The organism is Xanthomarina sp. (assembly GCF_035306605.1).
In the GTDB taxonomy this organism is placed as follows: Bacteria; Bacteroidota; Bacteroidia; order Flavobacteriales; family Flavobacteriaceae; genus Xanthomarina.
The window spans coordinates 1-13701 of record NZ_DATGNR010000067.1; the positions used below are offsets into that span (position 1 = coordinate 1).

At 33.8% G+C, this 13701-nt stretch carries 11 protein-coding genes; 2 read left to right on the forward strand and 9 right to left on the reverse strand.

What is annotated here, in order from left to right; genetic code table 11:
* Positions 1 to 1437 (forward strand): T9SS type A sorting domain-containing protein (locus VKY41_RS09555; protein WP_500814224.1); only part of this gene is annotated, 1437 nt, incomplete at its 5' end.
* A gap of 79 nt (positions 1438 to 1516) precedes the next feature.
* Here the strand turns inward: VKY41_RS09555 and VKY41_RS09560 are convergent.
* From VKY41_RS09560 to gcvP, 5 genes are all read right to left on the reverse strand, one after another.
* Positions 1517 to 2359: a glycosyltransferase family 2 protein gene (locus VKY41_RS09560; RefSeq protein WP_500814225.1), complete on the reverse strand. Its 843-nt coding sequence runs from the start codon at positions 2357 to 2359 to the stop codon at positions 1517 to 1519.
* Between the two features lie 80 nt (positions 2360 to 2439).
* Positions 2440 to 2976, reverse strand: a complete 537-nt coding sequence (locus VKY41_RS09565) for a class I SAM-dependent methyltransferase (protein WP_500814226.1) — start codon at positions 2974 to 2976, stop codon at positions 2440 to 2442.
* Positions 2976 to 3764 carry a pyrroline-5-carboxylate reductase gene (gene proC, locus VKY41_RS09570; protein ID WP_500814227.1) on the reverse strand — a complete coding sequence of 263 codons (789 nt, stop codon included), beginning with the start codon at positions 3762 to 3764 and terminating at the stop codon, positions 2976 to 2978. Before proC ends, VKY41_RS09565 begins: the two co-directional genes overlap by 1 nt.
* A 1-nt stretch (position 3765) precedes the next feature.
* Positions 3766 to 4824 (reverse strand): 3-oxoacyl-ACP synthase III family protein, encoded by a 1059-nt coding sequence (locus tag VKY41_RS09575; RefSeq protein ID WP_500814228.1) that lies wholly within the window; start codon positions 4822 to 4824, stop codon positions 3766 to 3768.
* A 177-nt stretch (positions 4825 to 5001) separates the two neighbouring features.
* Entirely contained in the window at positions 5002 to 7851 is a 2850-nt protein-coding gene (gcvP, locus tag VKY41_RS09580; protein WP_500814229.1) for an aminomethyl-transferring glycine dehydrogenase, read from the reverse strand.
* Positions 7852 to 8038: 187 nt separating this feature from the next.
* On the opposite strand from gcvP, the gene VKY41_RS09585 reads away from it, so the two are divergent.
* Complete coding sequence (locus VKY41_RS09585) at positions 8039 to 8872, forward strand: UbiA prenyltransferase family protein (protein ID WP_500814230.1); 834 nt, start codon at positions 8039 to 8041, stop codon at positions 8870 to 8872.
* Positions 8873 to 9126: 254 nt separating this feature from the next.
* Here the strand turns inward: VKY41_RS09585 and VKY41_RS09590 are convergent, their stop codons facing one another.
* From VKY41_RS09590 to VKY41_RS09605, 4 genes are all read right to left on the reverse strand, one after another.
* Positions 9127 to 9681 (reverse strand): sigma-70 family RNA polymerase sigma factor, encoded by a 555-nt coding sequence (locus tag VKY41_RS09590; protein ID WP_500814231.1) that lies wholly within the window; start codon positions 9679 to 9681, stop codon positions 9127 to 9129.
* A gap of 40 nt (positions 9682 to 9721) precedes the next feature.
* A complete protein-coding gene (locus VKY41_RS09595; RefSeq protein WP_500814232.1) occupies positions 9722 to 11758 on the reverse strand; it encodes a M3 family metallopeptidase in 2037 nt (678 codons plus the stop codon).
* A 213-nt stretch (positions 11759 to 11971) separates the two neighbouring features.
* Positions 11972 to 12454, reverse strand: a complete 483-nt coding sequence (gene purE / locus VKY41_RS09600) for a 5-(carboxyamino)imidazole ribonucleotide mutase (RefSeq protein ID WP_500814233.1) — start codon at positions 12452 to 12454, stop codon at positions 11972 to 11974.
* Between the two features lie 2 nt (positions 12455 to 12456).
* Positions 12457 to 13611, reverse strand: coding sequence for a 5-(carboxyamino)imidazole ribonucleotide synthase (locus VKY41_RS09605; protein WP_500814234.1), 1155 nt, complete (start codon positions 13609 to 13611; stop codon positions 12457 to 12459).
* Positions 13612 to 13701 lie beyond the last annotated feature (90 nt).

Genomic DNA, 13701 nt, shown 5'->3' on the forward strand with positions numbered 1-13701 from the left:
ACTACGAATCCATTTAATTATAATTATTGGAGTTCACCTGTAAATAGAGGAGGAGCTTGGCAAATTGGAAATTTAGAGCAAAAAGAAGGTTCCGTAATTTTTAATGCTGCTCATACTCCCCCTGTGTCAACTACCAATCCAGTTACAATAAGTAGTAGATGGCTGTATACTTATGACGCATCTGAGCTCTATAATAATGGAATAACAGAGTGGGTTCGAATTAATAAAGATACACCAATTAAGCCTGGTATAGGTTATACTATGAAAGGATCTAAACGAGGAGACACGTATAATTCTAATTTAACTGAAGAATATGTCTTTTCTGGTCGAGCAAATAGCGGTGAATATATTCATGCAGCTGTTAATAACAACGATTTTTTAATTGGTAACCCATATCCATCTGCATTAAATGCTGAGCAATTTATTATTGATAATTTGGATGTAATTGATGGGACCTTACATTTTTATGAGCACTTTGATGCTAATAATACGCATGTTTGGAGGAATTATCAAGCAGGATATGCTTCTATTAACCTGATGTCAGAGACAGCTGCACCTAAATATACCGATGCAGGAGGGTCTAAAGGTGCGCCAACTAAGTACATTGCAGTCGGTCAAGGTTTTTTTGTAAATATTGACTATAAAGGTGTTGATAATGGTCTGCGAACAATCAAATTTAATAACGCTCAACGCGAATTTGCTAAAGAATCTAATGGAGGTTCTGTTTTTTACAAGAATGAAAATTCTAATGAAATTATAGATAACAGAACTAAATTTTGGTTGCATTTTACAGATGAAACAGGTAGAGCAAGAGAGATAGCTTTAGGTTATGATGAAAGAGCATCTATAGGTTTTGATAGAGGGTTTGATGCTATTGATTTTAGTGATTTTCCAGATAGTATGTTATGGTATACACCTGAAAACTTATTAGTCATTCAAGGTTTAAATAGTTTTAGTGTAGAAGATGAAATACCGTTAGCTATAAAAATTACAACTCCGGGCATCTATACTATTGGACTAGATAGAATGTTAAATTTCCCAGAAAATACACCAATTTATTTAAAGGATAACCTAAATGGTAGCTTTTATAATTTAAAAATTGATTCTGTGTCTATTCCTTTTGAAGCGGGCACATTTAATAATAGATTTTCTATAGTATACCAAAGAGATGCTTTAGGGATGCCAACCTTAGAGGAAAATCAGTCAGTATATGTGAAATTCAACAAAAACACCGATACAGTTACATTGTTAGGAATTGACAATTTAAATGAGGTTAAAACCGTATACATGTATGCTATGGATGGAAAGCAGGTTAGATTATATGAAAATATAGAGTCTAAAGCTTTTGATGTATCTCATTTAAATGATGGAGTTTACATTTTAAAACTTGAAATGTCCTCTGGGGCAATCAAAAACATCAAGTTTGTAAAGTATTAAAATATCAAATATCAAATATTTCAGACCTTTCAGATTCTTAAAATTTGAAAGGTCTTTTATTTTAGTTGTGTAAAATTGGTTATTTACCAATCATTCCCTGCCAACGAAGTTTTCTAATAAATTTGCCTTGTGCTTCAGAAACTAGAAAAGGAAGTTTTTCTCCTTTCGCTTTAAAAAAGCCTTCCATATAATCTATAAATAGTTTAGAGCTTCTTTTTTTATACGCCAATTTTAATGCCGAAATAAGTGTGATTATAAAACCATAACGCATTTTATACATGGCCTCGCCTTGTAGATGTTTAGAGGCTTTATTATAGCTGGTTCCTGTAGGTTTTAAATGTTTTACATGAAGCGTTTCGTCGGTTAGTAACTCCCATCCATAGAATTTAGCAAGTAGCTCATCAACGGTGTCCCAACCCATAGATGGTTTTAGTTGTCCTATTTGTTTAAAGCATTCTTTTCTGTAGGCTTTTAATGCACCACGAATATGATCTTTTCTAGTTAGATTTTCTAAAACCCATGTATTATTTTTTTCAATATAACAAAACCCAGAAGCCATCCCAAGTCTTTCATTTGAATTAAAATGAAATGCTAATCTTTCTAGATAATTAGGTGGGAATATTAAATCTGCATCGAATTTACAAATAACATCGAAGTCATCATCAAGAATTTCAAATCCCTTATAAAAGGCGTTGATAATTTTTGAACCAGGTAAATGCTTGTTAGAAGATGTGCTGTTTACTAGAGAAATCCAATGGTATTTTGAAGTAAATTTCTCAACAAGATCTTTGGTGTTATCTGTGGAATTATCGTTCACTACAACCACTTGTTTCGGCAATAGGGTTTGGCTTACCAAAGAAGCTAAAGTTTGCTTTATATAAGTGTCTTCGTTATGAGCAGGAATAATTATACAGAATTTCATTCAGTAAATCTCAATATAAAATATCCAAATTCCAAAGATTTAGAATATTCGATTAATAAAAGGTTCTGGAAATTGATAAGTTAAATGTTGGCTTTGTTTACTCTTTCAGCATAAACAATATAATATCTAGGAGTAAACCAACGTAAAATAGGTCTGAATCCAATTTTTTTAGTAGGATTGGTCCATTTTTGCCTAGCAATTATTTTCCATCCTGCTTTTTCTAGTAACCAATCAAATTGCCAATCTTCAAACTCGTGGTAGTGCCTGTCTCGCATATCTGTTTTGCTTCTGTATGCCGAAGAAAACCATAGGTTTAATGGAACACTGGCTACAAGTTTATCTGCTTTTATTGCTTTTAAAACAGTAAAAGGGGAGAGAAGATGTTCAAAAATTTCAAAAGCAGTTACTACGTTAGCTTTTGATTTTTCAATAGTTGAGGTGTTGACGTCTAAATCTTCGCCCTTAGTGTTTTCAACTTTAAAACCATGGTTTTTCATGATTTCTGTAAACGGATTTTCAACACCTAAATCTAGAATGTTAGAATTCGGTGAAATGTGTTTCTCTAAAAAAGTAGCAGTTAGTTTAAAACGCTTATTGGGATATGTTTTTTCGTACATTATTTTGAAATATTATCAAAAGAAGTTTTAATTCCTTTTATAAGTGCTGAGCTAAACCCACTATGCTCCATTTCATTTAACCCTGCAATTGTACATCCTTTAGGGGTGGTAACCTTATCGATTTCAGCTTCTGGATGATTTCCGTTTTTTATAAGTAATTCCGTTGCTCCTCTTACGGTTTGTGTGGCAATTTGTGTTGCGGTTTGTGCATCAAAACCAATTTCAATTCCACCTTGAATCATACCCCTAATAAATCGCAATACATAAGCAATTCCACAGGCGCCTAGTACTGTTGCGGCATCCATAAGTTGCTCATTAATTACAAGCGTACTTCCTAACGAATTAAAAATTTCAGAAACTTCTTTAAGTTCTTTTTCAGAAGCGTTTATAGACGCTAAACAGGTTATAGATTCATTAACTGAAGCAGCCGTATTAGGCATTGCTCTAATAATTGAAACCTTTGTTTTAAGTGTTTGAGATATGTTTTCAATAGAAAAGTCGCTCACCACAGAAACTAAAATTGCATTATTAGTAATATGAGAATCAATTTGTATTAGTACTTCTTTTATTTTGTATGGCTTGACCGCTATAATGATGATATCTGATTTTTTTACAGCCTCTAAATTATCACTATGGACAGTAACACCTTGAGTTTTTAAAAAGTTAAGATGCTCTGTTTTATTGCGAGTTACGGTAATATTTGAAGGGTTGTAGTTTTTGCTTAAAAGACCATTTACAATAGATTGACCCAAGTTTCCACCTCCAATAACAGTAATGTTTTTTGACATATTAAAACTTATAAGTGATAGCGTTTATATTCATGCCTGCACCAACACTAGCAAACATAACTATATCTCCTTTGTTGATAGAATGACCTTCAAGTTTTCCTTTTAATATTAAATCTAATAAGGTAGGAATGGTCGCTACACTTGAGTTTCCTAGCTTACCTATGGACATTGGCATAATACCCTTTGGCATTTCCATGTTATAGAGTTTATAGAAGCGCTGAACTATAGCTTCATCCATTTTTTCGTTGGCTTGATGAATAAGGATTTTTTTTAAATCACCAATTTGATATCCACTTTGGTCTAAACAGGATTTCAGTGCAGGTGGCACATGGTTTAAAGCAAATTCATAAATTTTTCTACCATACATTTTGATGTATTTACGTTGATCTGTAACTGCCTGATTGTTTGTTTCGCCGAAATAAATAAAATGAGCTTCATCTAAGGCATAGGTGGCGCTTTCATGATTTAATATACCGCCTTCTTCATTGGTTTCTTCAAGGACAACAGCTCCAGCTCCATCGCTATAAATCATGGAATCCCTATCGTGTTTATCCAGAACACGTGATAAGGCTTCAGCTCCAATTACCAAACATTTTTTAGCAATTCCGGCTTTTATAAACGCGTTAGCTTGGATAAGACCTTCGTTCCATCCTGGACAGCCAAAAAGTACATCGTAAGCTACGCATTTTGGGTTTTTAATTCCAAGAAGATGTTTAACTCTTGATCCAATACTAGGGACTGTATCGCTCTGTTCTGTGTTGTGTTTAACATCACCGTAGTTATGTCCAACAATTATATAGTCTAGATCTTCTTGATCTATTTTAGAATCTTTAATCGCTTTTTGGGCTGCAAAAAAAGCTAAATCTGAAGTGTTATGATGATCCTCAGCATAGCGTCGTTCACCAATTCCTGTTATAGCTTTAAATTTCTTTATTATAATATCGTTATGATGATTGATGGACGTACCATCTTCATTTAGAAATTCATGCTGAATAAAATCTTCATTCTTTGCTACATTATTAGGTATGTAACTGCCGGTTCCTGTTATTTTAATTGCCATTAAAATTCTATTAAATATTGGGCTAAAGCTAAATTAATTATAATATTAATGCTAACATATTCAATGATAAATTATTGTGAAGAATTTACCTTGATTCACGATTAATACAAACTTATTGTTTTTTTTAGTAAAATAAAAGCCCTCATTTTGAGGGCTTTTATGTGATTAATTTTAAAGTTATGCATCCATATACTCTTCAATAGGAGCGCATGTACATATTAGGTTTCTGTCTCCATAAGCATCGTCTACACGTCTTACAGTTGGCCAGAATTTATTATCTCTTACGTATTCTAAAGGAAAGGCAGCCATTTCTCTTGAATAAGGCATATTCCATTCAGAAGATGTTATCATCTCCATGGTATGAGGAGCGTTTTTAAGTACGTTATTCTCATCGTCCTTAGATGCTGAGTCTATTTCTTTTTTAATTGAAATCATCGCGTCACAAAAACGATCCATTTCAGCTTTACTTTCGCTTTCTGTTGGTTCGATCATTAAAGTTCCTGCAACTGGGAAGGATACTGTTGGCGCATGAAAACCGTAATCCATTAAGCGCTTAGCAATATCTGTTACTTCAATACCATTGGCTTTAAAAGGTCTGCAATCTACTATCATTTCGTGTGCTGCACGACCACATTCTCCAGAGTATAACGTGTCGAATTGACCTTGTAAGCGTTGTTTTATATAGTTTGCATTTAAGATGGCTGTTTTAGTAGCGTGGGTTAATCCCTCGGTACCTAACATTTTAATGTAGGCATAAGAAATTAAACATACTAAAGCTGAACCAAAAGGTGCGCTAGAAATAGCCGTAATAGCTTGATCTCCTCCAGTTTTTATAATTGGGTTTCCAGGTAAAAAGGGAGCTAGTTGTTTTGCAACACAAATTGGACCAACACCAGGACCACCTCCTCCGTGTGGAATAGCAAAGGTTTTGTGTAAGTTTAAATGACAAACATCTGCACCAATATTTCCAGGATTTGTTAATCCTACTTGGGCGTTCATGTTGGCACCATCCATATAAACTTGTCCGCCATTATCATGGATTATTTGGGTAATTTCCATAATTGCAGATTCGTAAACACCATGGGTAGAAGGATAAGTTACCATAAGACAAGATAAATTATCTTTATGTAATTCAGCTTTCTGACGTAAATCTTCTACATCTATATTTCCTTTGTCGGTAGATTTAGTTACAACTACTTTCATTCCTGCCATAACAGCACTTGCCGGATTGGTTCCATGAGCAGAAGAAGGAATTAAACAAATGTTTCTATGATGATCTCCACGTGATTCATGGTAAGCTTTAATAACCATTAATCCAGCATATTCACCTTGTGCTCCAGAATTAGGTTGTAATGAGGTAGCTGCAAATCCTGTGATTTCAGTTAGCTGATTTTCTAGTTCTTTTAAAATAGTTTGGTAACCTTGTGCTTGTTCAATTGGAACAAATGGATGAACATTCCCCCAGTTAGGAGAGCTTAAAGGCAACATTTCAGCAGCTGCATTTAACTTCATTGTACAAGAACCTAAAGAAATCATCGAGTGATTTAACGATAAATCTTTACGCTCTAATTTTTTAATATAACGCATCAATTCTGTTTCTGAATGATGAGAGTTGAAAACATCTAAAGTTAAGAAATCAGATGTTCTTTTAAGGTTTTCAGAAATGTAATTTGCTTCTAAAAACGATGTTACTTTTATAGGGTCTTTTACAGCTGCTTCAGCAAAAATGGCAATAATTTCATTGGCATCTTTTAGGTTGGTAGTTTCGTTAATTGAAATGGTTACCGTATTAGCATCTGGGTAAAAGAAATTAACTTCGTGTTTTTCAGCAATAGCTTTTATTTTTGAGGCGTTAGCTTGAATGCAAAGTGTGTCGAAAAATGACGTGTTTGTTTGCTTAAATCCAAGTTTTTCTACAGCATTTGAAACAGTTGAAGCTGTATTATGAACTTTATTAGCAATAAATTCCAAGCCTTTTGGTCCGTGATATACGGCATACATTCCTGCCATAACTGCTAACAACACTTGAGCTGTACAAATGTTAGAAGTAGCTTTATCACGTTTAATATGTTGCTCACGTGTTTGTAAAGCCATACGTAAAGCTCTGTTGCCATTTACGTCTTTTGTTACTCCAATTATACGTCCTGGAATATCTCTTTTGTAAATTTCTTTTGTAGCAAAATATGCAGCGTGTGGTCCGCCGTACCCCATTGGAATACCAAAACGTTGCGTTGTTCCAACTACTACGTCTGCACCTAGTTTTCCAGGAGCTTCAAGCATGACAAGACTTAAAATGTCCGCTGCAACAGCTACTTTTATTTGAGCGCTATTTGCTTTTTCAATAAAAGATTTCAGGTCGGTAATTTGACCGTTTTTTCCTGGGTATTGAAGGATAGCTCCAAAGTAATCTGAAGAAAAATCAAATGACTCTTCATTTCCAACCACTATTTCTACACCAATAGGAGTAGATCTAGTTTGAAGTAAGGATAAGGTTTGTGGCAAAACATTTTCTGAAACAAAGAATTTATTTACACCATTTTTTTTCTGATTTCTTTCTCTAACAGCAAACAGTAAGCTCATAGCTTCTGCTGCAGCTGTACTTTCATCTAGAAGCGATGCATTGGCAAGTTCCATACCTGTTAGGTCTGAAATCATGGTTTGGAAGTTTAATAAAGCTTCCAATCTTCCTTGAGCTATTTCTGCTTGATATGGCGTGTATGCCGTGTACCAACCTGGGTTTTCCAAAATGTTACGTTGAATAACTGGAGGCAAAATGGTTGGGTGATACCCAAGTCCGATATATGTTTTGTATGTTTTGTTTAATTTAGAAAGCTCATGAATATGTGTTAAATATTCATATTCACTCATTGGCTCGTCTAAGTCTAATGGTTTTTTTAATTTAATACCATCAGGAAGTGTTTCATAAATAAGTTGGTCTAAAGATTCAACTCCAATGGCCTTTAACATGAGCTTTTGGTCTTCTTCTCTTGGACCAATGTGGCGAAGTGCGAAATTAGTTGTGTTCATTAAAATTTAGTTGCGTTAAGTGACCGATTTCTCGGAAATTCCGTTGAAATATCCCATCAAATTAAATAAAATGATCGACTATTTATTAAACCGCAAAATTACGGAATAATTCATGTTTTAGTGTTAATGAAAACTAAAGTTTTTAACCAATTGGAAAGGTTATTAACACTTTGTGTACTTTTGTTTTATGGGTTTGTTGAAACAGATATTCAATTTTTATTTAGACAGTAGTGTTCACGTGGCTTTGGCTGTGTTTTCCTTGTCGTGGATAACGCTCCTTGAATTCCATATTCCTTATGACGAATCCGTACTTTTTTTTATTTTTTTTGCTTCTATATCTGGTTATAACTTTGTGAAGTATTTTGGTCGCGCTCGTTTCCATCATAGAAGTTTAATGAGCCGGCTTAAATTAATTCAGGTGTTTTCGTTGCTGTGTTTTTTATTGATGTGCTATTATGCTTGGCATTTAGAACTTAAAACCCTGCTTTATATAATTGGTTTTGGTTTGCTTACTTTTTTATATGCTGTTCCTGTTTTACCAAAAAATAAAATTGATGATAGACATAAAACACTGCGAAATGTAAGTGGAATAAAAGTGTATGTTATTGCTTTGGTATGGTCTGGAGTAACAGTTTTATTACCATTATTGAACAATGATTTTCCAGTAAATGCAGATGTTGTAGTGACGGTATGTCAGCGATTTGTTTTTATTATTGCTTTAATGATTCCGTTTGAAATTAGAGATCTGAGCTACGATAGTTTAAGGTTGGCAACTATTCCGCAGCAAATAGGAGTTAAGAAGACTAAAATAATAGGCGTTCTTTTATTGATGATGTTTTTCTTTTTAGAACTTTTTAAAGATGAAACAAATGCATACCAACTTTTAGCTCTAATGATGACTGCTTTTATATGCTTACTGTTTGTGGTTTTCGCTAAAACCAATCAGGGTAAGTGTTATAGTGCGTTTTGGACCGAAGGCGTGCCAATATATTGGCTAATTTTATTGCTTTTGTTTCTTTAATTCCTGTTGAAGATTTTGTTGTAAATTTTGTTTCTCAGAAGGAGCTAAACAGGTTATTTGAGACGATTTAATAACTTCAGTTAGCTTAACATTTCTATTTACGTAATTCCGTGTTATATGACACCAAAGGCAACGAAGCTTTAGTTTGAATTTCTCCCAAGCAGTTGCCTCGTTGTACTGGACTTTGTCACAAATATGTTTTGCCTCATTACAGGAAATAAATAAAAAAGATTTTTTCTCTACTTGTCTCATCGTTATTTAAACCAGTTTTTTTCCATACATTCTGCCATAGCTATTCTTGCTCTATGAACAATAACCCAAAGATTAGACGCCGTGATGTTCAAATCATTACAAATGGTTTCAGTTTCTAAACCTTCTATGGTTTTCATTCTAAAAACTGTGGCTTGTTTTGAAGGAAGCTTACTTAAGCAGTTGAAGATGGCGTCACCAAGTTCGTCGTTAATAATAGAGTCTTCGGCTGTTTTATAATCTGCATCTGCCACCCTTGTTTCCAACCAAGAGCCTTCATCGTCTTCGGAGTTGAATTCGATTTTAATTTCAGCTTGGCCTTTAATTGAATTTATTTTTCGATAGTGGTCAATTATTTTTCTTTTTAATATTGAAATAAGCCACGTCCTTTCGCTAGCTTCACCTTTGAAATTCTTCATAGATTTTAAGGCGGCAAAAAAAGTATCCTGAACTAAATCTTTGGCCTTTTCTCTATCATTTACACGTGAAATAGTGAAATTGAAAAGATAATCGGAATACTTGTCAATCCATTTGTTTGGATTTATAAAGTGTTTAGACATGATTCATTTGCAAGGGTTTATCAAAAATAGAATAAAAATTCTACTTCTCTATTAATCCAGCACGTTTTAATAAGGCTTCAGGTTGTGGTTCGTGGCCTCTAAAGCGCTTGTAGAGAACCATTGGGTCTTCTGTTCCTCCTTGGGATAAAACATGTTCTTTAAATTTAGTAGCAACCTCCTTATTGAAAATGCCTTTTTCTTTAAATAATTCAAAGGCATCTGCATCTAATACTTCTGCCCATTTATAGCTGTAATATCCAGAACTGTAACCTCCTTGAAAAATATGAGAAAAAGACGTACTCATGCAGTTTTCGGCTACATCTGGATATAGTTTTGTGTTTTCAAAAGCTTCCACTTCATGAGCTTTAACGGAAGTTATTTTCTCTGGTGAGTCTGTACCGTGCCAACTCATATCTAGTAGGCCAAAACTTAACTGACGCAAGGTTTGCATGCCTTCGTGAAATGTGGATGAAGCTTTAATTTTTTCAATGAGATCCATAGGAATGACCTCTCCCGTTTGATAGTGGGTTGCAAATAATTCCAAAGCTTCTTTTTCATAACACCAGTTTTCTAGTACTTGACTTGGTAATTCAACAAAGTCCCAAAAAACACTTGTTCCTGAAATGCTAGGGTAGGTTGTGTTAGCTAACATGCCGTGTAATGCGTGCCCAAATTCGTGGAATAAAGTGGTTACCTCATTAAAAGTTAAAAGTGAAGGTTTGCTTTTTGTAGGTTTGGTGAAATTACAAACTATAGAAATATGTGGACGAGAGTTTTCTCCATTTTTAACATATTGCGGTTTGTAAGAAGTCATCCATGCGCCATTTCGTTTTCCTGATCTAGGAAAGAAATCTGCGTAAAAAATAGAAACTAGTTCACCTTTGTCGTTTGTTACTTTATAAGTTAAAACATCTTCATGGTATTTATCGATGTTTGAAATTTGTTCAAAGTGCAGTCCATATAATTTTTCTGAAATTGTAAAAACCCCTTGAATAACATTCTCAAGTTTAAAATATGGCTTTAGTTTTTCGTCGTCTAAATCGAAACGTTTTTGCTTTAATTTTTCAGCATAATAAGAACCATCCCATTTTTGTAATAGATCTATACTATCTAATTCTTTTGCAAAATCTTTTAATTCATCATATTCCTTTAAAGCAGCTGGTTTAGCTTTTTCAAGAAGTTCGTTTAAAAAGTCTTCAACTTTTTCAGGAGTTTTTGCCATACGCTCTTCAAGTACAAAATGAGCATGCGTTTTATAGCCTAATAAATTAGCTCTTTCATGACGAAGTTTTACAATTTGTAATACAATTTTCTGATTGTCTAAATCATCATTTTTAAATGCTTTGGCACCAGAAGCTATGGCTAATTTTTTTCGTAAATCTCGATTGTCAGCATAAGTCATAAATGGAATATAACTTGGGTAATCTAAAGTGATTAACCAGCCTTCTTTTCCTTTTGATTCTGCTAATTGTTGAGCAGCTTCTTTTGCGCCTTCAGGTAAACCAGATAAATCGTCCTCATTAGTTATTAGCATTTCAAACTTATTAGTTTCTGCTAACACATTTTCGCCAAATTTTAATTTAAGTTTGCTTAACTCCTTGTCTATTTCTCTTAACTGTTGTTTTTTGTCTTCAGGTAAATTGGCTCCATTTCTAGAAAAAGCTTTATATTTTTTATCTAACAATGTTTTTTGTTCAGTTGTTAAATCTAAACTGTCTTTTTCTTTATAAACAGCTTTTACTCGTTCAAATAGCTCTTCATTTAAAGTAACGTCGTTACTGAATTCCGATAACAGAGGGGAGACCTCTTGAGCAATTTTTTGAATTTCTTCGTTAGTTTCGGCAGAGTTTAAATTAAAAAAGATACTTGAAATCCTATCTAATTCTTCCCCTGAGAAATCTAACGCTTCAATTGTATTTATGAAATTTGGTTTCTCAGAATTGCTTGTTATTGCATCAATTTCTTTTCTTGCTTTTTCTATAGCTATTTCGAAAGCAGGTAAAAAATGCTCGTTTTTAATTTTAGAAAAGGGAGCTGTTTGAAATTGTGTATCGAATGGTTTATTAAGGATATTCATTTTTATTTAGATTCTTAGTATTGATAATCAGAGTCTTAAATTTCCTACGTGGAAGGTAAAATTGTGGTTATTAACTTTATTTTATGATTCTAATAGGAAAGAAATTAGATTTATGTGTTTATTTTTGCATCAGATTTTTCATGAGAGTTTTAAGTGACTCTTTAAAATAATTGATTAATAGCGTTTAAAACCTCGACCACAAGTCGGGGTTTTTTACTTTAAATCTTTAGCAGATTCCATTACTTTTGCTTTAAGTTCTTCTTTATAAGCAATGATTTTGTCTAGAACTTTAGCATCTGAACTTCCAATTATTTGAGCAGCCAAAATCCCAGCGTTTTTTGCACCATTTAAAGCTACAGTGGCTACAGGAACTCCTCCAGGCATTTGTAAAATAGAAAGTACGGAATCCCAACCATCAATAGAGTTACTGCTTTTTACAGGAACTCCAATTACAGGAAGTGGAGATAGGGAGGCTATCATACCAGGCAAGTGTGCTGCACCGCCAGCTCCTGCAATTATTACCGAAAAACCGCGAGTATGTGCGTGTTTGCCATAATCGAAAAGTTTTTCTGGTGTTCTGTGTGCTGAAACAATATCAACTTCTACTTCAATTTTAAAATCTTTTAAAATATCTATAGCTTCTTGCATAACTGGAAGGTCACTTTTGCTTCCCATAATAATTCCTACTTTGCTCATGTTTATTCGCTTATTACTTTAATCGTATTTTTAACTTGTTCGGCAATTTTACGTGCCTCATTTAAATCTTCGTTCACTATGGTTACATGTCCCATTTTTCTAAATGGTCTAGTTTGCTTTTTTCCGTAAATATGTGGAGTAACACCAGGCATTTTCATTATATCTTCAATGTTTTGGTAAACTACATTTCCTGTGTGTCCTTCAGCTCCAACTAAATTTACCATAATTCCGCCTGCTAAACTTTCGGTTTTACCCAAAGGTAAATTTAGAATAGCTCTTAAATGCTGTTCAAATTGCGAGGTGTAGCTAGACTCAATAGTGTGATGCCCTGAATTATGTGGCCTTGGAGCAACTTCATTTACTATAATTTCATCATCATGAGTTTGAAACATTTCAACTGCTAACAAACCAACATGATTGAAAGCATTTGACACCTTTAAGGCAATGTCAGTGGCTTTTTTTGTTATTTTATCGTCTATTCTTGCAGGGCAAATAACATATTCTACCTGATTAGCTTCTGGGTGAAACTCCATTTCAACCACAGGGTAAGTTGCAACCTCTCCATTAGAATTTCTAGCTACAATAACAGCTAGTTCATTTTTAAACGGAATCAATTTTTCTGTTATACATTCTACATTTGGTAAATCTTTTAAATCTGCTTCAGATCTAACGATTTTTACTCCATTTCCATCATAACCAAACTGAGAACTTTTCCAAACAAAAGGAAATTCCAAACCACCATTATTTACTGCATCCAAAATTTCGGAAGCATAAGCAAATCTTGAAAAGTCGGCTGTAGGGATGTTATGGTCTCTATAAAATAATTTTTGAGTAGCTTTATTCTGAATGGTACGCAGTGTTTTGGCTGAAGGATAAACTTTTACGCCCTCTTTTTCTAAAGCTTCAAGGGCGCTCGTATTTACGTTTTCAATTTCAAATGTTAGCACATCTACCTGTTTTCCAAAGTTGTAAACCGCATCGTAATCCATTAAATCACCCAAATGAAATTCGTTACAAGCTATTTTGCAAGGAGCCTCATTGCTAGCGTCTAGAACAGAAGTGTAGATGTCGAATTTTCTGGTGTCGTAAAGTAACATTTTACCAAGTTGACCACCACCTAGAATACCTAATTTAAATTTTGAAGAGAAAAATTTCATTGATTCTATTTTGCACAAAAGTACGAATCAAATGCCTTTGAAAAAACTAAATCTAAAACAATCTAAATGAGAATTCGTAAAACGTTACTC

Coding starts and splice junctions, on each gene's coding strand:
- purE (WP_500814233.1), bottom strand. CDS start 12,454: ATGAGCAAAGTAGGAATTATTATGGGAAGCAAAAGTGACCTTCCAGTT.
- VKY41_RS09565 (WP_500814226.1), bottom strand. CDS start 2,976: ATGTACGAAAAAACATATCCCAATAAGCGTTTTAAACTAACTGCTACT.
- VKY41_RS09575 (WP_500814228.1), bottom strand. CDS start 4,824: ATGGCAATTAAAATAACAGGAACCGGCAGTTACATACCTAATAATGTA.
- VKY41_RS09585 (WP_500814230.1), top strand. CDS start 8,039: ATGGGTTTGTTGAAACAGATATTCAATTTTTATTTAGACAGTAGTGTT.
- gcvP (WP_500814229.1), bottom strand. CDS start 7,851: ATGAACACAACTAATTTCGCACTTCGCCACATTGGTCCAAGAGAAGAA.
- proC (WP_500814227.1), bottom strand. CDS start 3,764: ATGTCAAAAAACATTACTGTTATTGGAGGTGGAAACTTGGGTCAATCT.
- VKY41_RS09605 (WP_500814234.1), bottom strand. CDS start 13,611: ATGAAATTTTTCTCTTCAAAATTTAAATTAGGTATTCTAGGTGGTGGT.
- VKY41_RS09560 (WP_500814225.1), bottom strand. CDS start 2,359: ATGAAATTCTGTATAATTATTCCTGCTCATAACGAAGACACTTATATA.
- VKY41_RS09595 (WP_500814232.1), bottom strand. CDS start 11,758: ATGAATATCCTTAATAAACCATTCGATACACAATTTCAAACAGCTCCC.
- VKY41_RS09590 (WP_500814231.1), bottom strand. CDS start 9,681: ATGTCTAAACACTTTATAAATCCAAACAAATGGATTGACAAGTATTCC.